General features: G+C 72.0%; 16 protein-coding genes and 1 other RNA gene. 4 read left to right on the top strand and 13 right to left on the bottom strand.

Features of this window, described 5'->3' with window-relative positions; genetic code table 11:
• Positions 1-2: 2 nt before the first annotated feature.
• Together AC07EQ_RS34515 and AC07EQ_RS34510 are read right to left on the bottom strand one after the other, a co-directional pair.
• Positions 3-296, bottom strand: coding sequence for a hypothetical protein (locus AC07EQ_RS34515; protein ID WP_478392017.1), 294 nt, complete (start codon positions 294-296; stop codon positions 3-5).
• A gap of 510 nt (positions 297-806) precedes the next feature.
• The gene (locus AC07EQ_RS34510; RefSeq protein ID WP_478392016.1) at positions 807-3,023 is read right to left on the bottom strand and encodes a hypothetical protein; all 2,217 of its coding nucleotides are present in this window, start codon (positions 3,021-3,023) and stop codon (positions 807-809) included.
• A gap of 342 nt (positions 3,024-3,365) precedes the next feature.
• Between AC07EQ_RS34510 and rnpB the strand changes: the two genes are divergently transcribed.
• Positions 3,366-3,760, top strand: an RNA gene (gene rnpB / locus AC07EQ_RS34505) — RNase P RNA component class A.
• An 84-nt stretch (positions 3,761-3,844) separates the two neighbouring features.
• Here the strand turns inward: rnpB and AC07EQ_RS34500 are convergent.
• The 10 genes from AC07EQ_RS34500 to cobC all read right to left on the bottom strand — a co-directional run bounded on the left by AC07EQ_RS34500 (position 3,845) and on the right by cobC (position 14,846).
• The gene (locus tag AC07EQ_RS34500) at positions 3,845-4,840 is read right to left on the bottom strand and encodes an N-acetylglucosamine kinase (RefSeq protein WP_478392015.1); all 996 of its coding nucleotides are present in this window, start codon (positions 4,838-4,840) and stop codon (positions 3,845-3,847) included.
• Entirely contained in the window at positions 4,837-6,090 is a 1,254-nt protein-coding gene (locus AC07EQ_RS34495; RefSeq protein WP_478392014.1) for a 6-phospho-beta-glucosidase, read from the bottom strand. The genes AC07EQ_RS34500 and AC07EQ_RS34495 overlap by 4 nt, the downstream gene beginning before the upstream one ends.
• Before the next feature lie 6 nt (positions 6,091-6,096).
• Complete coding sequence (locus AC07EQ_RS34490; protein ID WP_478392013.1) at positions 6,097-6,921, bottom strand: carbohydrate ABC transporter permease; 825 nt, start codon at positions 6,919-6,921, stop codon at positions 6,097-6,099.
• 200 nt (positions 6,922-7,121) lie between these two features.
• Positions 7,122-8,099 carry a carbohydrate ABC transporter permease gene (locus AC07EQ_RS34485; RefSeq protein WP_478392012.1) on the bottom strand — a complete coding sequence of 326 codons (978 nt, stop codon included), beginning with the start codon at positions 8,097-8,099 and terminating at the stop codon, positions 7,122-7,124.
• A 4-nt stretch (positions 8,100-8,103) separates the two neighbouring features.
• On the bottom strand, positions 8,104-9,477 hold the full coding sequence (locus AC07EQ_RS34480; protein WP_478392011.1) for an extracellular solute-binding protein: 1,374 nt from the start codon (positions 9,475-9,477) through the stop codon (positions 8,104-8,106).
• Entirely contained in the window at positions 9,474-10,709 is a 1,236-nt protein-coding gene (locus tag AC07EQ_RS34475; protein WP_478392010.1) for an ROK family transcriptional regulator, read from the bottom strand. Before AC07EQ_RS34475 ends, AC07EQ_RS34480 begins: the two co-directional genes overlap by 4 nt.
• A 367-nt stretch (positions 10,710-11,076) precedes the next feature.
• Entirely contained in the window at positions 11,077-12,210 is a 1,134-nt protein-coding gene (locus AC07EQ_RS34470; RefSeq protein ID WP_478392009.1) for a bifunctional RNase H/acid phosphatase, read from the bottom strand.
• A complete protein-coding gene (locus AC07EQ_RS34465) occupies positions 12,207-12,938 on the bottom strand; it encodes a zinc ribbon domain-containing protein (protein ID WP_478392008.1) in 732 nt (243 codons plus the stop codon). The genes AC07EQ_RS34470 and AC07EQ_RS34465 overlap by 4 nt, the downstream gene beginning before the upstream one ends.
• Positions 12,935-13,789, bottom strand: a complete 855-nt coding sequence (locus AC07EQ_RS34460; RefSeq protein WP_478392007.1) for a Nif3-like dinuclear metal center hexameric protein — start codon at positions 13,787-13,789, stop codon at positions 12,935-12,937. The genes AC07EQ_RS34465 and AC07EQ_RS34460 overlap by 4 nt, the downstream gene beginning before the upstream one ends.
• Positions 13,790-13,796: 7 nt before the next feature.
• On the bottom strand, positions 13,797-14,846 hold the full coding sequence (cobC, locus tag AC07EQ_RS34455) for an Rv2231c family pyridoxal phosphate-dependent protein CobC (RefSeq protein ID WP_478392006.1): 1,050 nt from the start codon (positions 14,844-14,846) through the stop codon (positions 13,797-13,799).
• A 218-nt stretch (positions 14,847-15,064) separates the two neighbouring features.
• Here cobC and AC07EQ_RS34450 point away from each other — a divergent pair, with 218 nt between their 5' ends.
• The 3 genes from AC07EQ_RS34450 (at position 15,065) to AC07EQ_RS34440 (ending at position 17,773) form a co-directional block, all read left to right on the top strand.
• Positions 15,065-15,523 carry a low molecular weight protein-tyrosine-phosphatase gene (locus tag AC07EQ_RS34450; RefSeq protein WP_478392005.1) on the top strand — a complete coding sequence of 153 codons (459 nt, stop codon included), beginning with the start codon at positions 15,065-15,067 and terminating at the stop codon, positions 15,521-15,523.
• A gap of 5 nt (positions 15,524-15,528) precedes the next feature.
• Entirely contained in the window at positions 15,529-16,398 is an 870-nt protein-coding gene (locus AC07EQ_RS34445; RefSeq protein ID WP_478392004.1) for a fructosamine kinase family protein, read from the top strand.
• A 442-nt stretch (positions 16,399-16,840) separates the two neighbouring features.
• A complete protein-coding gene (locus AC07EQ_RS34440) occupies positions 16,841-17,773 on the top strand; it encodes an SURF1 family cytochrome oxidase biogenesis protein (RefSeq protein WP_478392003.1) in 933 nt (310 codons plus the stop codon).
• A 463-nt stretch (positions 17,774-18,236) separates the two neighbouring features.
• Here the strand turns inward: AC07EQ_RS34440 and AC07EQ_RS34435 are convergent, their stop codons facing one another.
• Positions 18,237-19,193, bottom strand: coding sequence for a cobalamin biosynthesis protein (locus AC07EQ_RS34435; RefSeq protein WP_478392002.1), 957 nt, complete (start codon positions 19,191-19,193; stop codon positions 18,237-18,239).
• Positions 19,194-19,423: the final 230 nt, after the last annotated feature.

Genomic DNA, 19,423 nt, shown 5'->3' with positions numbered 1-19,423 from the left:
GATCACCCGCCGGTGGTGCTGAACAGGCCCGCGATGAACGTGCCGATGTTCACGCCCGCCCCGTTCACCGCCAGGCCGATGATCGCGAGCGCGACGATCACCCCGCCGACGCGGCGCATGACGCCCGCGTTGTCGCCTCTGCCGCCGCCCAGCCAGAGCAGCAGGATCGCGACGGTGAGCAGCAGCAGCGGCAGCAGGTTTTCGAGGATCCAGCCCTGAATGCCTCCGGTGCCCAGCTGCGTCTGCTGCGCCAGTACGTCCAGTTGCGCCAGAGTTTCCAGCGACATGGCGGTCATCTCTTTACCCCTGATAGCGCGGAGTGTCGTCGGGTCGGTACCTCAGCCCGCCGGGCCCGGCCCGGCACGCAGGTACGAGTAGAACATGACATGGTCACCAGAAGTAGTGGTTGCGAGTTCCGGTGTGGCGGAAACGGTGTCGCGGAGCCCTCGTCGTCACGCCGCGAATAGGCCGTTCGGGCAGGCCGCTTTCGGCAGAACACCGGGAAAAAGACGCCCACCAGGCCGGTTCTGGTCTGGATTCGTGTGGCTGTTCACCCGCTTGCGAGCCCCTTCGTAACACACCGTGCATGACTTCGGTGAGCCAGTGGATTTCCGCACATCGCGTCATGATGCACCCGACCGGATCACGCGAATGTGAAGCCGCGGGGCCGGATCGAAACAAGGTGATCTTGACGCGCCAACTCAGGGTAGCGGTTCGGGTACAGCGCCCGGCGGGCAGGGGCGGCCGCCGCGACCGGCCGGATTGTGCACAGTGGACGCTCCACCGGCCGGAATGCCGCGAGTCCGCTACTGGCTCACCCAGTAGGCGTAGGACTGGTAATCCGGGTACGGGCCGAGGAAATCCTGCAACGGGCCCAGCTCGACGGTCAGCGTCGAGCCGGTGACCAGCGCGGCCGGGATCGCGAAGGTGCTCTCGACCCAGCCGCGCGGGTCGGCGTCGAAGTTCCAGACGCCCGCGACCTCCCCGTTCACCGAGACCTGGACGGCGCGGGAACCGGTCGGTTCGGCCCCGAGCGGCTCGGTCGCGTCGACGCGGCCGGTGATCGTCACCGCGCGGCCGGGGATCAGGTCGTGGAAGGTGACGGTCTCGCCGCCGACGACGTGCCGGCCGCTGTCGACGACGTCGCCGCCGTCGGGCCCGGTGACCGTCTTGACGTGGGTGCGCGGCTGGAAGCCCTGGTGCGCCGGGACGACCTGGTAGTCGTGCCGCTCCTCGTCGCGCAGGTCGGCGACGTTGAGCCGGTCGCGGATCTGCCCGTCGGCGGCCAGCAGCGGCTGGTCGCCGGAGCCCAGCGCGTTCCAGTCGGCCTGGTAGATGGTCACCTTGGTGCAGGTCCGCGCGGCCTGGCAGGCCGACATCCCGCCGAGCGTGGTGTGCGAGAACGTCGGCGACTTCAGCTCGAAGGTGATCAGCTCGCGGCCGAACAGGCCGGCCTCGCCGAGGCCGTGCACGCTCCACGAGTCGAAGATGGCGAAGTAGTCCGGCCGCCGGTCCTCCGGCAGGTACCGCAGTTCCTCGTAGAGGCTGCCTGCGCCGTGCAGGTTCGGGGTGGCGAACCCGGTGGTGGCCAGCCCGATCAGGTCGACCACGTAGCGGTCCGAGAGGTAGGTGATGGCGCCGACGTCGTTGACCGCGACGTTCGCCCCGCGCGGCAGGTGCCCCTTGATCCAGTGGGCGATGCTCACCTGCTGGTCCCGGATGCCGGCCGCCTGCTGGGCCTGCCGCAGGCTCCACGCGGGCAGCTGGGAGACCGTGAACAGCAGCGCCAGCACGACACCGCCGGCCAGCACGGAGCGCCGCGCGCCGCCGGTGAACAGCTGGGCCGCGGTGTGGATGCCGACGACGGCGAACAGCAGCAGGATCGGCATCAGCGGCTGCACGTAGCGCATGTGGTGGACGTCGGCGAATTCCAGCGTCGACACCGAGGCCAGCACCAGTACGACACCGATCCCGGCGGCCAGCGCCAGACCGCGCCACTGCGGGGACCGCCGGAACAGGCCGATCACGCCGATCACCGCGAGCAGCAGCGCGCCGGGGAAGACGTAGTCCTGAGTGGACAGTCCCGAGAAGGCGGTCAGGAAGGTGCGGAAGTTGCTGAGCACCTTGTCCGCGACTTCCAGCGGGTACACCGCGGGCATGTGCAGCAGCGACTTGGCGAGCACGCCGTTCTGCTCCGCCGAACCCGTCACCGCCCAGTAGAACGCGTAGAGCCCGGCGGCGGCGTAGACCGGCAGGCCGATCCAGGCGATCCGCCCGATCACGCGCGGCCAGGCGGCGCGGGTGCCGCGGGCGTGCGCGATCACGTGCCAGATCATCGCCAGGCCGAGCACGCCGGCGAACAGCAGCGCCTCGGTCCGGGTCAGGGCGGCCACCACCGCGACCAGCGGCGTCCACCGGAACCGGTTCGTCGCACGCTCGGCGGTGAACACCAGCAGCAGCGCGACGAGCAGGAGCGCGACGAACGCGATCTCCATGCCGCTGGTGGCGCCCCAGGCGAGCGGGCCGCTCAGCGCGACGAGCAGCCCGGCCCAGATCCCGACCTGGCGGTCGGCCAGCCGGGTGCCGAGCCGGTAGGTGAGCGCGGCGGTCAGCGCCATGCACAGCGCGCCGAACAGCATCGCGAACGGCAGGAAGGCTTCGCTCGGCAGGCCCAGCGCGTAGGCGCCGCCGAGGATCAGCACGTAGAGCAGGCTGCTCGCGCCGGTGCTGATCGGGTCTCCGGTGTTGTACTGCAGGAAGTGCCCGGTGCCGATCTGCCGCGCGTACTGCAGGTGGATGTACGCGTCGTCGACGGGCGGGATGAAGTGCCACTGGTTGTAGGCCAGGTTGACCACCAGGAACAGCACGGTGACGAGTAACGACAGCCCGCCGATGAGCCACGCGGCGGCGTCCCGCAAGGACCGGCGGGCCGGCCGGGCGGTCGTCCCGGCCGCGGCTTCGGCGGGTGACCCGGCCGGTATCTCGTCGTGTTCGTCGGCGCTGGGCGCCACGAATCTCGTCATGCTCGCTCCGAACGGTGGATCAGCGCGTTCCGATTTCGACGCGCGAGAAGAAAGGAGGGCGCCGGCCGACGGCGCGAAGCACGGCGCGGCGACTGCGGACTCCCGAGAAACCGATGCCGGACCGGCACCGATCGCCCCGACCTCAAGAACCCAACGCCGTTACCCTCCGCAACTGAACGCACACGCTGGGGAACTTCGCAAAACGCCCATCGCGCGCACGCCGAGATTAACCCTCCCGGGGGATCCGCCGGTTGCCGGGTCGATCTTGTTCGGCGGCGCCCGGCCCCGCGTCGACCACCTGCGCGGAAAGCCCTCCGGACCCTCTAGACTCGAACGCGCGGATGAGTCGGCCGGGTGACCGCGGCAGGAGCGATCTCGTCGAGGAAAGTCCGGACTCCACAGAGCAGGGTGGTTGCTAACGGCAACCCGGGGCGACCCGCGGGACAGTGCCACAGAGAACAGACCGCCCGGCGTTTTCGCCGGGTAAGGGTGAAACGGTGGTGTAAGAGACCACCAGCACCCCGGGTGACCGGGGTGGCTCGGTAAACCCCACCCGGAGCAAGGTCAAGAGGACGCCTTCACGGCGTCTGCGCGGACGTTCGAGGGCTGCTCGCCCGATGTTCGCGGGTAGGCCGCACCGAGCCTGCCGGCGACGGCAGGCCCAGATGGATGGTCACCGACCGGGCCGGCCGCAAGGCTCCCGAGAACAGAATCCGGCTTACAGGCCGGCTCATCCGCCACAGCCCGTCCATCCGAGGGCTCGTCTTCCACGGCATCCGATGGGTTCCCAGTTTCAATTGAAACTGCGGGCCCACCCGCGCTCAGGCGCCCTGGCCGACGGGCCGGGGCTCGGCCCGGGCCAGCCTGCGCAGAGCGGCCGGGCCGGCGCCGATCCGGTCGAGGCCGAGCAATCCCGCGCCGATCACCGGCGGCGCCTCGACAACGCGGACCTCCACCTCCGGCGAGACCTTCGCGCAGCGCCGCGCGATGTCCGGCAGCAGCCGCCGCCCGGCCCCGGCGAGCACCCCGCCGCCGAGGACCACCGCCGCGGGCCCGTCGAGCAACCCGAGGCGGCGCAGCGTCACGGTGGCGAGCAGCCCGACCTCCTCGGCGAGCCGGTCGACCAGCTCGCAGGCGATCGCGTCGCCGCCCTCGGCGACCTCGAAGAGCACCGGGCACAGCCCGTGCAGTGCGGTCGCGGGCAGTTCTTCGAAGTGCAGCGCCTCGACGACCTCCGCCGCGGTGCGCGCCCCGAAGTGGGCCAGCACCGCGGGCAGCAGTTCGGTCGGTGCGCCGCGACCGTCTTCGGCGCGCACCGCCCACCACAACGCCTCCTGCCCGAGGAACGCACCGCCGCCCCAGTCGCCGGAGATCCGGCCGATCGCCGGGAACCGGGAGGTCCGGCCGTCGGGCGCGACCCCGACGGCGTTGATCCCGGCACCGCAGACCACCGCGACGCCGACGCCGTCGTCGGTGCCGGCGCGCAGCAGCGCGAAGGTGTCGTTGTCCACCGTCGCCGAGTCGGACCAGTCGCGTTCTTCGATCGCCCGGCGGAGTTCGGCCTCTTCCCGGGGCAGATCGGCCCCGGCCAGGCACGCCGCGGTGTGCACCGCGAACGGCTCCGCGGTCGGCAACCCGGCCAGGGCGGCGGCCCGTCGCGCCAGGTCCGCGAGGCTGTCCAGGCACCGCCGCACGCCGACGTGCTGGGGCGATGCGCCGGGCCCGCGCACGGCGGCCAGCACCGAACCGTCGGCGGCGACGAGCAGCACGTCGGTCTTGCTGTTGCCGCCGTCGATGGCCAGCACCGCGGGCTTCATCGGGCCCACGGCAGGAACGGGGCGTTGCGCCGGACGAGTTCGTCCGCCAGCTCGTCGGCGACGGCGTGCTGGCCGATCAGCGGGTGTGCGAGCAGCGCGTCGGCGACCCGGTCGCGGCCGCCGCGCAGCGCGGCGTCCAGGGCCAGCTGCTCGTACCCGGCGACATGGCCGATCAGGCCGGCCAGCGCGGGCTCGACCGGTCGCACCGGCAGCGGCCCGGCCCCCGTGGAGTCCACAGCGGAGTTCGTTTCGACGACCATGTCGTCCGGCAGGAACGGAAGCGCGCCGTCGTTCCGCACGTTCACCACGTGTTCCGCCGGGCCGCCCGCGGTCAGGGCGTGCACCAGCTGCACCGCGGCCTCCGAGTAGTAGGCCCCGCCGCGCTTCGTAAGCTCCTCCGGTTTCCGCGTCACCGACGGGTCCGCGTACCGCTTGAGGAGGTCGCGTTCGACGTCGGCGACCACGGCCGCGCGGGGCGGGGATTTGCGTTGCTGCGCCAGCACTTCGTCGTGGGCGTAGAAGTACTTCAGGTAGTAGGACGGCACCATGCCGAGCCGCCGCATCAGGCCGGGCGGCAGGCCGATGTGCCCGGCCAGCGCGTCGGCGTGCTCGGCCAGCAGCTCCGGCAGGACGTCGCGGCCGTCGACGCGGACCCCGCGCACCCAGGTGAGGTGGTTCAGGCCGGTGTGCTCGAGCCGGACCGCATCGGGCGTGACGTCGAGCAGCTGCGCGATCCAGCGGCTGAAGGTGATCGCGACGTTGCACAGCCCGACCGCGCGATGCCCCTCCGCCAGCAGCGCGCGGGTGACGATGCCGACCGGGTTGGTGAAGTTGACGATCCAGGCGTCCGGCGCCACGGCCCGCACGTGCTCGGCGATGTCCAGCACCACCGGGACGGTCCGCAGCGCCTTCGCGAGGCCGCCGGCCCCGGTGGTCTCCTGCCCGATGCAGCCGCAGTCCAGCGGGAACGTCTCGTCCCCGAAGCGCGCTTCCTGACCGCCGACCCGCAGCTGCAACAGCACGGCCGACGCCCCGCCGGCGGCTTCCACGACGTCCGGCGTGGTGCGCAGCCGCGCCGGGTGACCCGCCTCCTGCAGCAGCCGGCGGCAGAACGCGGCGACGACCTCCAGCCGCTCCGCGTCCGGATCGACCAGCACGATCTCGTCGATGGCCGGCTCCCGCCGGACCGCGAGACCGTCGATGAGTTCGGGCGTGTAGGTGGAACCGCCGCCCACCACGGTCAGTTTCATCGCTGGCTACCCCTTGACTCCGGTGAAGGTGATACCGCGGACGAAGGCTCGTTGCGCGAACAGGAAGAGCACGATGACCGGCAGCATCACCAGCACGGTCGCGGCCATCGTCAGGTTCCACTCCACCCGGTGCATGCCGCGGAACGACGCCAGCCCGACCGACAGCGTCCAGGACTGCTGGCTCTCGCCCGCGTAGAGCAGCGGGCCGAAGAAGTCGTTCCAGGTGTAGAGGAAGCAGAACAGCGCCGCCGCGGCGATGCCGGGCCGCGCCATCGGCAGCACGACTCTCAGCATCGCGGCGAACTCGGAACAGCCGTCCACCTTCGCGGCGTCCACATAGGACTGCGGGATGGTCAGGAAGAACTGGCGCAGCAGGAAGATGCTGAACGCGTCGCCGAACAGGTACGGGATGATCAGCGGCCAGATCGTGCCGGTGAGCTCGAAACGGGTCCACACGATGTACAGCGGCACCGCGGTGACCTGCGGCGGCAGCATCATGGCCGCGATCACCAGCACGAACGCGGCGTTGCGGCCCCGCCAGCGCAGCTTCGCCAGCGCGTAGGCCACCGGGATGCTCGAGATCAGCATGAAAGCCGTGGCCAGCACCGAGTAGAGCAGGCTGTTGGCCAGGTACCGCAGCATCGGCGCCTTGGTGAAGACCTCGCCGAAGTTCTCCCAGTGCCACTCCCGCGGCCACAGGTCGGCGGTGAGCGCCTGCTGGTCGGACATCGCCGCGGTGAGGAACACGAAGACCAGCGGCAGCAAGAACATCAGCCCGAGCGCGATCCCGATGCTGTGCACCGCGACCCAGTACAACCGTCCGTGCGACATCAGCCCACCTCCTTCCTGGTGCTCGATTCGCGTGGCGGTGCGGGTGGCGGAACCTCAGACGCCCCCTCGGTCCGGGATCCCCGACTCATGTATGCCGATACACAGCGCTGGGGCTGTCCTCCCGAGGAGACACCTGAGAACCCGCGGCGGTGCAAGTTGGGAGGGTGGGCCAAGCGGCTTCGCCGCTTCAACGAAGCCATTCAGCCCACCTCCTCGGCGTTGGTGCCGCCGCGCATCCGGCGGATGAGCAACGCGGTGAAACCGAGGGAGAACACGAACAGCACGACCGCCATCGCCGCCGCGTAACCCATGTTGTAGTAGTGGAATCCCTGCTGGTAGAGCCAGGCCGGGAAGGTCAGCGTCGCGTTGTCCGGGTAGCCCAGGACCTTGCTGCTGCCCACCACCTCCGCCTGCCCGGAGGCCACCGAACCGGCGACCACGGCCTGGGTGAAGTACTGCAGCGCGAAGATGATCGAGTTGACCACGCCGAACAGCAGCACCGGCGCGATCGACGGCAGCGTGATGTGCCAGAACCGGCGGGCCGGGCCCGCGCCGTCCAGCGCCGCCGCCTCGTGCAGCTCCTGCGGCACGTCCAGCAGCGCGGCCAGCATGATGATCATCAGCTCGCCGCTGCCCCACAGCGTGAGCAGCGTCAGGGCGGGCTTGGCCCACGCCGGGTCGTTGAACCACAGCGGCCCGTCGATGCCCAGCAGCCCCAGCAACCCGTTCACCGGCCCGGTGCCGGGGTTGAACAGGAAGGTGAAGGCCAGCGTGGCCGCCACCGGCGGCGCGAGCGCGGGCAGGTAGCAGAGGGTGCGCAGCAGCCCGACGCCTTTGCGCACCCGGGCGAGCACGGCGGCGACGCCGAGCGCGAACACCACGCGCAGCACCGTGAGGACCACGACCAGCCAGATCGTGTTCACCGCGGCGATGCGCACCACCGGGTCGCCGAAGAGCAGGTACGCGTAGTTGCGCAGCCCGACCCATTCCGGCGGGGTCAGCAGGTCGTAGCCGGTGAACGAGAAGAACACCGTGGCCAGCAGCGGATACGCGAAGAAGCAGCCGAACCCGATGATCCACGGAGCCATGAAGCCCAGCACCCGCAGGCGGTTGCGCGCCGTGCGGGCGCGGGCCGGGGCGGCCCGCCCCGGCCGCGTCCGTTCCAACGTCGCCACCATGCCGTCAGCCGCCGCCCAGCGCCTTGGCCGCGTCGATCTGGGCGTCCAGCTCCCGCAACGCCCCGCCGAGATCGGTGACCTGGCCGCTCTGCCACTTCACCGAGAAGTCCTCGGCGGACTTCATGTAGGCGCCGCCGTTCGGGCTGGGCGGGCTGGCCACCAGCTGCGGGTTGTCGAACAGGTCCAGGAAGGTCTTGTACTGCTCGCTGCTCTCCAGCCGGGGATCGTGCAGCGCCGCGGTGGTGGTCGGCACGTTCTTCAGGCCGTTGGCCAGGTCCACCAGCGCCGTCGTGTCGGTCGTCAGGTAGCGGACGAGTTCCCAGGCCGCGCCGGCGTTCTCCGCGCCGCGCGGGATGCCGATGATCGTGCCGGTCACGAAGCCGGTGCCGTAGAGCTCGGGCTTGCTGTCCGAGACGGGGAACGGCGCGGTGCCGAAGCGCAGGTTCGGCGCGCCGTCCTCGATGAACCCGGTGCGGTACTCGCCGTCGATCATCATCGCGATCTTGCCCTGCTGGAAGGCGTTGTCCGCGGAGTACTGCTGGCCGAGACCGGCGGTGAACTGCACCAGCTTGTCCCAGCCGTAGAAGTCGACGAGTTCCTTCTGCCAGCGGTACATCTCCTGCCAGGCCGGGTCCTGGCCCAGCACCGACTTGCCCTGCGCGTCCATCCACGTCGCGCCGAAGTGCGGCGCCCAGTTCCACGGGTGGTTGGCCTGCGAGGTCAGCACCGGCAGGAAGCCGGCGACCTTGATCGAGCCGTCCGGGTTGAACTCGGTGAGCCGCTTGGCGAGATCGGTCAGCTCGGACGTGGTCTTCGGCGGCGCGGTGATGCCCGCCTTGGCGAACAGGTCGGCGTTGTAGTACATGCCGTAGACGTCGGCCAGCAGCGGCATCGCGCAGCGCTTGCCCTGGAACTGCGTGTACTCCTGGACGACCTTCGGGATCTGGTTCAGGTCGACCTGGTCGCGCTGCAGGTAGGGGCCGAGTTCCTGCCAGGCGCCGCTGGAGCAGAACTGGCCGAGGTTGATCGTCTCCGCCGAGATCGCCACGTCCGGCGGGTTGCCGCCGCGGATGGCCTGGGTGATCTTGTCGTCGTCCTGGTTGCCCTGGCTGTTGATGGTGATGTTCGGGTGCTTGGCGTGGAACCCGTCGAGCACCCGGTTGAGCACGTCGAGCTCGCGGTCGGTGAACTGACTGGACACCGTGATGGTGACCTGCTGGTCCGGTCCCGGCGCGGGCTGCGGACCGTCCGATGTGGAGCCCGCCGTGCAGGACGCGGCGACCAGCGCCGCCACCGCCGTGCCCGCTGCCGCTAATGCTCGTGAGCGATAATTCCGGTTCTTACCGGAACGGCCGCTCACGACCGTTGACCGTCTCATCGCGCCTCCTCCAACTGGACTTCCGGGTCGGATCGGATTCCCACCGCCGTGGCGGGCAGGCCGAAGACCTGCTCCCGGGCGAGGCCGAGGGCGACCTGCAGGGCGCCCGCACGCACCGCGCGCTCGGTGCACTCCGCCGGTTCCACGGGGGTGCGCGGCACGACGAGGCGGTGCAGCTCGGCGGCGACCAGGTCGGCGAACTGCCGGCCGCCGACCTGCGCGATCTCGGCGGTCAGCAGCACGAGTTCGGGGTCGAGGACGCTGACGACACCGGCGACGCCGGTGGCGACGCGGCGCGCCAGGTCGGCGAGGAACGCCTGCCCGGCGGCGCCCGCGTCGTGCGCCGCCTGCACGGCCGCCGCACCGTTGCGGGCCTTCAGGCCGTGCGCGCGGGCGAGCTTGTTGATCGACCGGTAGCTCAGCAAGCCGCCCAGCCGCGAGCCGGTGCGGTCCACGCCGGTGTCCAGCCGGGCCCGGTCGGGTGCGCGCATCCAGTCGATCTCGCCCGCGCCACCGGTGACCCCGCGGTGCAGCACGCGGTCGATCACCACGGCGGCGCCGAGCCCATCGCTGAGCCAGACCAGCACGAAGTCCCGGACCTGCTGGGCCCGCCCGGCGGTCATCTCCACGAGCGCGACCAGGTTGACGTCGTTGTCGACGATCACGTCGGTGCCCAGTTCGGCGCGCAGCCGGCCGGGCAGGTCGAAGCCTTCCCAGCCGGGCAGGTGCGGGGCGAAGCCGAGGTGCCCGGTGGCCGGGTCGACCGCGCCCGGCGAGCCGATCACGACCTTGGCGAGCTGGTCGGGGCGCAGCTCGGCGCGGGCCGCGGCCTCGGTCATCGCGGTGGCGAACGCCAGCGGCGCGTCGTTGCCGGACGGCAGCGCGCTGCGGTGCTCCACGCGGATCTCGCCGGTGATGTCGGCGATCACGATGTCGACCTCGTCGGGGGTCAGGCTCACGCCCGCGACGTGCGCGAGGGCGCCGTTCACCGACCACATCTGGGCGGCGGGCCCGCGATTCCCGCCGCGCAGCTTGCCGCGGCGCACCATGCCGGCCTTCTCCAGCCGGGCGAGCAGCGCGACGGTCGCGGGCTTGGACAAGCCGATGACGGCTTCGAGCTCGGCCCGGGTCAGCGCGCCCCGCCGCAGCATCGCCTCGATCGCGGCCCGATCGTTGATCGCCCGCAGCAGCCGCGGGCTCCCGTCCCGCGCCGCCCCTGCTTCCCGCGCCACCGAAACCCCTATCCGTTAACTTCCTATACGGTTTCAGGGCACGCTAGTAACCCACCTCACACATGTCAATGGTCTGAACCAGGGACGCCGCGGGGCGGCTCGAATGCGCCGGGTGATCACGCGGCGCGCACGCCCACCTCGCCGCCGCACACCACGGGGTGACACTGGATCCGGTCAAGTACCCGTGCGCACTTTTGGTTGCTATAGCAGTTGCTATAGCAACACAAAGTGCACACGGGAGCGCCGCCTTCCCCGCCGGTGCCGGTGCCGGAACGCCGCAATTTCAATGGAAATCGAACCTCTGATTTCCATTGAAATTGCGGGACGGACACCGGCGCACCGGCGGGGTGCGGCGGTGGGGATGTCGTTACGACCAGTGGGAGATGTCGTTGACCAGGCGGACCGATGCGTTGCCGTCCGGGTAGAACTCCACGATCGACAGCGACGCCAGGTCGAGGTGCAGCCGGTAGAACATCGACGGGCCGACGTCCAGGGCGAGGCGCAGCAGCGCCTTGATCGGCGTCACGTGGCTGACCACGATGATCGTCTGCCCCGCGTACCGGGTCAGGAGGTCGTCGCGGGCCGCCGTGACCCGCTCGAAGACCGCGTCGAGGCTTTCGCCGCCCGGCGGCACGATGCTCGGGTCGCCGAGCCACTTCCGGTGCAGCTGCGGGAACTGCTCGGAGGCCTCCGCGAAGGTGAGGCCCTCCCAGTCGCCGAAGTCGGTTTCCAGCAGGCCGTCGTGGAAGAGCAGTTCGCCGCCGGTCGCGTCGACCACGGCCTGCGCGGACTGCCGGGTCCTGGTCAGCGGCGAGGCGATCACCGGCGCGATGCCGTCCGGCGTGATCACGCCGTCCATCGCGGCCAGGCGCTTGCCCGCCGCGCGCACCTGCCGCTCCCCCAGCGGGGTCAGCGCGATGTCGCCCCGGCCGGAGTAGCGCCGGTCCACCGACATCGGCGTCTGCCCGTGGCGCAGCAGCAGCATCTTCGTCGGCGTGCCGTCGGCGCCGAGCCAGCCGGACGGCCGGATGCGCGCGGAGCTCGTGCTCGCCTCACCCGGCGTCGACGTGCCGCTCGACCGCTCGGCGCCGCCGGCCTGCCGGTCCATCGCCTCGTTGGCCAGCCGGTCGGCGTGCGCGTTCTGGGCGCGCGGCACCCACTGCAGGTCCACGCGGCCGAACCCCGCGATCAGCTGCCGCGCCTCGGCGGCCAGCGGCTGCAGGTTGGCGTGCTTGACCTTCCAGCGCCCCGCCAGCTGCTCGATGACCAGCTTGGAGTCCATCCGCACCTCGAGCTCGGCGGCACCGAGCTCGGCGGCGGCCCGCAGGCCCGCGATCACGCCCTGGTACTCGGCGACGTTGTTGGTCACCACGCCCAGCCCGATGGACCGCTCGGCGAGCACCTCGCCGGACTCGGCGTCGCGAACCACCGCGCCGCATCCGGCCGGGCCCGGGTTGCCGCGCGATCCGCCGTCGGCCTCGACGACGACCCGCGAGCTCACCGGCTCTCCCCGGTCCGCACCAGGATCGCGCCGCACTCCTCGCAGCGGACCACGTCGTCGGCCGCGGCCTCGCGCACCTCGGTCAGCGCGGAGCGGTCGAGCTCGATCCGGCACGCGCCGCACCGGGCGCCCTGCAGCAGCCCGGCCGCGACGCCGCGCTGCGCGCGGACGCGCTCGTAGAGCGCGAGGAGGTCCGCCGGCATCGCCTTGGTGATCAGGTCCCGCTCGCCCTTGCGACGCGTCTCCGCCACCTCCAGGTCGGCGAGCGCCTCGTCGCGGCGCGACTGGATGTCCGCGAGCCGCTCCTCGGCGGCGGCGGCCGCCTCGCGCGACTTCGTCACGTTCGTTTCGAGGGCCTCGCGCTGCTCCATGACCTCGAGCTGCTCGTCCTCGAGGATGCCCTGGCGGCGGGCGAGCGTCTGCAGCTCGTGCTCCAGGTCTTCGAGCTGCTTGGCGGACGCCCCGGCCGCCATCAGGTCGCGGTCCCGCCGCTCCCGGGCGCGCACCTGGTCGACCTCGTTCTCCAGCCGCTTGACCTCGCGGTCCAGGTCGCTGAACGCGGTCTGGGCGACCACCAGCTCATCGCGCTTGGCACGCACCTCGCCCTCGGCCTGGCCGATCTGCTCCAGCTCCGGCAGCGTGCGCCTGCGGTGCTCGACGCGGTTGAGTTCCGCGTCCGCCTCCGCAAGATCGAGCAGCCGTCGCTGAACGGCGGGGTCGGCTTTCACGCGAGCGCCCTCCCTGGGTCGGATGCCGCGCCGGCGTGGACGGTCCACGGGTCGGTGCGGCGGGTGGAAACGAGGACTTCGACTGTATCCGGCAGCGCTGCGGCGACGATGTCCGCGGCCTGTTGGCACCACGGCCACTCGCTCGCCCAGTGCGCCACGTCCACCAGGGCGGGCACCTCCGCACCGGGCACGTCGGCCCGGGCCAGGTGCTCGCCGGCCGGGTGGTGCCGCAGGTCGGCGGTCACGTAGGCGTCGACGCCCGCCGCGGCCGCGGTCGCCAGGTAGGAATCGCCCGCGCCGCCGCACACCGCGACGGTGCGGATCGGCCGCTCCGGGTCGCCCGCACCGCGCACGCCCCAGGCCGTGGTGGGCAGGTTCTGCGCGACGCGGTTCACGAAGTCGCGGAACGGCTCGGCCTCGGGCAGCTCGCCGATGCGCCCAAGCCCGGTCTCGGCACCCTCCGCGTGCGGCACCAGCGGCCGGCGCACGGACAGGCCGATCGCCGCGGCCAGCGCATCCGACACGCCCTGCACCGCGCTGTCGGCGTTGGTGTGCGCGCAGTACAGGCCGATGCCGGAGCGGATCAGCCGGTGCACGATCCGCCCCTTGGGGTCGTCCGCGGGCACCCCGTGCACACCGCGCAGCAGCAGCGGGTGGTGCGAAACCACCAGCTGCGCGCCGAAATCCACCGCCTCGTCCACAGTGGCCTCGACCGGGTCCACGCAGAACAGCACCCGCTGCACGACCGCGTCCGGGTCGCCGCACGCCAGGCCGACCGCGTCCCAGCTCTCCGCCAGCTCGGTCGGATACGCCTCCTCCAGCGCGCCGATCACCTCTCGAAGCCGCACCACCACCGGCTCACCCCCGTCCCAAGATGTCGCGTAATGCCTTCACCAGCAAAGCGTTCTGCGCCGGGTCGCGAACCGCGACCCGCAGGTGATCGGGTCCGAGACCGGGGAACGTGTCACCCCGGCGGACCGCGATTCCGTGCTGCCGCAACGCTTCCCGCACCTCCGCCCCGCCGGCCACCTGCAGCAGCAGGAACGGGGCGCGGGCGGGCAGCGCGATCCGCAGCCCCGGGATGCCGTCGAGCTCGGCGACCAGCCCGGCGCGGTGCTCCTCGAACTCGGCCGCCGCCTGCTCCGACTCGGCCAGCGCCGCCGGCTCGCAGCAGGCGATCATCGCCTCCAGCACCAGCGCGTTGACCGGCCAATGTGGACGATAGCGGGACAGCCGCCACAGCAGCTCCGGGTCGCCCAGCGCATACCCCGCGCGCAGCCCCGGCAACCCCCACATCTTCGTCAGGCTGCGGAACACCAGCAGCCCCGGCTCCCGGCAGCCCGCGAGCGACTCCGGCTCGCCCGGCACGGTGTCGGCGAACGCCTCGTCGACGAGCACCACCCGGCCCGGCCGCAGCAGCCGCCGGATCTCCGCCGCCGGATGCAGCACCGACGTCGGGTTGGTCGGGTTGCCCAGCACCACGAGATCCGCCTGCTCCGGCACTGCGGTCGCGTCCAGGCGGTAGCCGTCCGCCGGATCCAGCTGGACCCGCGCCACCTCGACACCGGCGGTGCGCAGCGCCAGCTCGGGTTCGGTGAACGAAGGGTGCACCAGCGCGGCGAGGCGGGGGCGCAGCGACGGCAGGAGCGCGAAGCCCTCCGCCGCCCCGGCCAGCGGCAGGACCTCGTCGGCGGTGCGGCCGTGGCGGGCGGCGGCAGCCGACCGAGCGGCCAGGTCGTCGGCGGCCGACGGGTAGCGGCCGAGGCGGTCCAGCGCCGCCGCGAGGCGGTGGCGGAGCCACGCCGGGGGGCGGTCGAGGCGGACGTTCACCGCGAAGTCGAGCAGGCCGTGCTCGGCGTCGACGTCGCCGTGGTGGCGCAACGAATCCCGGTCGTCCCCGCTGTTCATCCCGGGCAGTCTAACCAGGACCGAATCCGGCCCGTGCGCCGCGAAGGCAGTGGTGATCCCCTCGTGATCCGACCGTCCCACCGGAGGCGCGACCTGGCGGATCAGGCAACGCCGCGCGAGCCACGTCCGAGGTGAACGGCCCGCTCGTCCCAGCGGCCGAGGCCGTCCGCTCCCCACGACCGGAACCGGGCGGCCAACGATCCGTACCCTCGGGAAACGTGCACATCTCCTTCATCTGTACCGGCAACATCTGCCGTTCCCCGATGGCCGCCCTGGTGTTCCGCGAGCAGCTGCGGCGGGCCGGGCTGGACGGGCAGGTCGAGGTCACCAGTGCCGGGACCGGGCCGTGGCACGTCGGCGAGCCCGCCGATCCGCGCACCGCGAAGGTGCTCGCCGACCACGGCTACCCCACCGAGCACGTCGCGGCCCAGGTCGACGACCACCACCTGGACGCCGAACTGCTCGTCGCGATGGACGCCGGACACCTGCGCGCGGTGCGCCGCCTCGCCGACGGTTCGACCGAGGTACGGCTGCTGCGCTCCTTCGACCCGGACTCGTCCGACGCCGCCGAGGTCCCGGACCCGTACTACGGCGGGCCGGACGGGTTCGACGACGTGCTGGCGATGATCGAGGCCGCGACGCCGGGCCTGCTGGCCTGGGTCCGCGAACGGCTGTGACGGCGATGCGCGACCAAGCCCGGGCGACGGTAGCGAAGATCACCGGGCGGACACCGGCCGATGTGCGCCGGCTCAGCGGCGGCGACACAGCGGCCGCGTTCGCGATCCGCCTCGACGACGGCACGACGGTCTTCGCCAAGACCGCACCGATGCCCGGCGCCATCGCGGCCGAAGCGGCATCGCTGGCCTGGCTCGCCGAGCCCGGCGCCATCGCCGTCCCCGAGGTGCACGGCCACGACGAGAACTGGCTGGTCACCGAGCACATCCCGGCGGCGGCGCCGGACGCGCCCGCCGCCGAGCGCCTCGGCCGCGAACTCGCCGCGCTGCACGCGGCCGGTGCGCCCGCCTTCGGCGCGGCGCCGCCGGGTGGCCCGGCGGACGCGTGGATCGGTCTCGCCCGGATGCGCAACGAACCGGACGAGCAGTGGCCCGCGTTCTACGCCCGGCACCGGATCGAGCCGTACCTGCGCCGCGCCGTCGACGCGGGGACGCTCAGCGTCGAAGGCAGCGCGGTGATCTCGCTGGTGTGCGCTCAGGTCGACGAACTCGCCGGGCCCGCCGAACCGCCGGCGCGGCTGCACGGCGACCTGTGGAGCGGCAACGTGCACTGGGGTGCGCAGCGGGCGTGGCTGATCGATCCGGCCGCGCACGGCGGGCACCGCGAGACCGACCTCGCCATGCTGCGCCTGTTCGGCTGCCCCCACCTGGACCGCGTCGTGGCGGCGTACCAGGAGGTCAGCCCGCTGGCCGAGGGCTGGGAGCACCGGATCGGACTGCACCAGCTGTTCCCGCTGCTGGTGCACGCGGTGCTCTTCGGCGGCGGCTACGCGGGCCAGGCAGTCGCCGCCGCCCGCTCCGCCCTCCGCGCCAGGTAGGCGCCGCGTCACAATCCGGCCCCGGCCAGGGACCCCGCGGCCGTCCGATAGCCGCACGGTGTGCAGAGGCCGCACCCACCGAGCTCGCAGTTTCAATTGAAACCGCACAATCCGGTAGATCCCGCCACGGGGTGCACCGGTTTCAATTGAAACCGTTACCAGGATCACGGGGTGCGGTCTGCGGTTTCAATTGAAACTGCGTGCGGAGTCCGACGGCGGAGGCGACGCCACCCGCGAGCTCCGCGTGGCTTCCGGTGATTCCTCCGCGTGCCGCTCGCGCGACGACTGTGTCACACCGGCAGCACCTACCGTCCGGTACGCCGGGCACGACCGTTGCTCGCGCGCCCCGGGCGAAACGGGCGCTGACCTGCCACGATCCGGGCACCAAGCCCCATCAGCAGCCCAAAACCGCAGGTCAGGGTGCTTCGGTTACCGTGTAGGAGTGCGCCTGAAGTTCTTGCTACGACCCGGTTGGCTCGGCCTGATCGCACTGGTCGTGGTGTTCGCGTCGCTGTGCTTCACGCTCCTCGCCCCCTGGCAGTTCAGCCGCAGCGACGAAGCGCAGACGCGCAACAACGCCATCGCCGAGTCGTTCCACGCGCCGCCGAAGCCGCTCGCGGAGGTGCTGCCCGCCGGGCAGGCGCCGGACCAGCGGACCGAGTGGTCGCAGGTCGTGCTGCGCGGGCAGTACGTGCCGGAAGGCGAAACGCTGGCCTGGCAGCGCACGGTGCTCGGCGAGCCCGCGTTCGAGGTGCTGACCCCGTTCCGGCTCGACGACGGCACGACGGTGCTGGTCGATCGGGGCTTCATCCGCCCGGTCGACGGCACCCGGGCACCGGACTACGCGGCCGCGCCGACCGGCGACATCTCGGTCACCGCCCGCGTCCGGACCGACGAGCAGGACAGCAAGCAGCGCCCGCTGTTCGAGCACGACGGGCACCGCTGGGCCTACGCGGTGAACGCGGAGACCGTCTCGAACGGCACCGGCCTCGCCCTGCGGCCGGGCTACGTGGTGCTCAACGAGGGCCAGCCGGGCGTGCTGGAAGCCATGCCGCTGCCGCGCCTGGAATCGGGGCCGTACTTCTCCTACGCCCTGCAATGGATCGCCTTCGGCATCATGGCGATCATCGCCATCGGCTACCTGATGTACTCGGAGCTGCGCACCGACGCCCGCCCGCCCTGGCGGAACGCACCGGCCTCGGAGACGTCCGCCGGCGGGCCGGAGCCCAGCGCGAAGGGCGGCCGCCGCCGGAAGATGTCGGTGGCCGAGGCGATCGCCGAGGAAGAGCGCCGGGAACGCGAAGACGAGGCCCGCCGCAAGGCCGAATCCCAGGCCCAGGCCGACGACGCGGCCCACCAGACCCACCACGCCTGACGACGCCACGAGGCCCGCCCGATTTCGCCCGAAATCGGGCGGACCTCGACGTGCAAGGCCCGGTTCCAATTTCGCCTAAAACTGGAAAGCCCGGTGCGGTCCCGATTTCGCCTGAGGGGCGTTCCAGAACGGCTCCGCGCGAACTCCCCCGACGGCGCCCCACGCCTGACGCTCGTGGCGGTTTCGCGCGAAACCGCCACCCCGCCTCACGTGGAACGCCGGTTTCGCGCGAAACCGGCGCCCTGCGCCCCAGGCGTCCACGTCTCACGCGTGCCCGCTCCCGCAGTCCGGCACGGCTCCTGAATTCCCGGTGTGATCCCAACTTTGCCTAAAATCGGGAATCCGGCTCGCGCTCATCGGGGGCTTGCGCTGGGAATTACGCGTTTCCACAGGTCAGGGCCCGTGAGCACTTTGGGTCGCTATAGCAGCACAAAACGCTCACGGGCCCTGAGCAGGCGGAACGTCAGCGGTTGCGGCGGTCCCGGCGGATGCCCCGGGTCAGGGCGAACGTCGCCGTCAAGACTCCCGTGACCGTGCCGATCACCCGCGAGAGCTCGACGCTGCGCGTCACGTCGCCCGCGTCCGCCGTCCGGCCCTCCCCCAGCACCGGACGCTGCTCCACCACGTGGCCGTACACCGTCCGCCCGCCGAGCCGGATCTGGAGGGCACCGGCGAACGCCGCCTCCACCTGTCCCGCGTTCGGGCTCGGGTGCGCCGAGGCGTCCTGCCGCCAGGTCCGCCACGCGCCGCCCGCCGAGCCGCCGACCACCGGCGCGCACGCCGAGGTCAGCACGGCCGCGAGGCGCGACGGCACCAGGTTCAGCACGTCGTCCAGGCGAGCCGACGCCCAGCCGAAGTTGCGGTAGCGCGGCGAGCGGTGGCCGACCATGGCGTCGAGCGTGTTGGCCGCGCGGTAGCCGATCAGCCCCGGCACCCCGGCGATCGCTCCCCACACCAGCGGCGCCACCACCGCGTCGGAGGTGTTCTCGGCGACCGACTCGACCGTGGCCCTGGCCAGGCCCTGCCCGTCCAGCACCGCCGAGTCCCGCCCGCACAGGTTGCGCAGCCGCTCCCGTGCCGCGTCGATCTCGCCCGCGTCGAGCATCCGGGCCATCGCGGTGCCCTCGTCGGCCAGCGACGAGCCACCGAGCACCACCCAGGTGGCCAGCCCGGTGACGGCGGCCTCCAGCACGGGGCTGCGCCGGGCCAGCCGCTGCGCCAGGACCCCGACGCCGACCGTGCCACCGACCAGCAGGCCGGTGTAGGCGATGCCGACCAGGCGCTGGTCCCGGTGCAGCGCCCGCTCGGCGGCCTGGGCGGCCTTGCCGAAGAGCGCGACCGGATGCCCGCGCTTCGGGTCGCCGATCGCCGCGTCCGCGGCCACTCCGAGTAGCAGTCCGACCGCACGTCCCGCGCTCACCGGTGCCGTTCCTCCCAATCGATCCGATCCCACCAACAAGCCCGGAAACCCGCGCCCGAACCGGCGTTCGCGCTGGTGGCGGGTCGTGAGCGCGTTGGATCGCCAGAGCAGTCCAAACCGCTCACGAGCCCCCGCGCACCGCGGGTTCCCGGCATTGCGAGTGGCCCGGTCACGGGCACCCCCGACCTCGCAAAGCTCCCCGGAACGCTACCGCTGGGGCTGGTGGGGCC

The organism is Saccharopolyspora sp. NPDC045839 (assembly GCF_056431645.1).
Note: the sequence above shows the minus strand (reverse complement) of the source record. Positions and strands in the feature narration are given on the sequence as shown.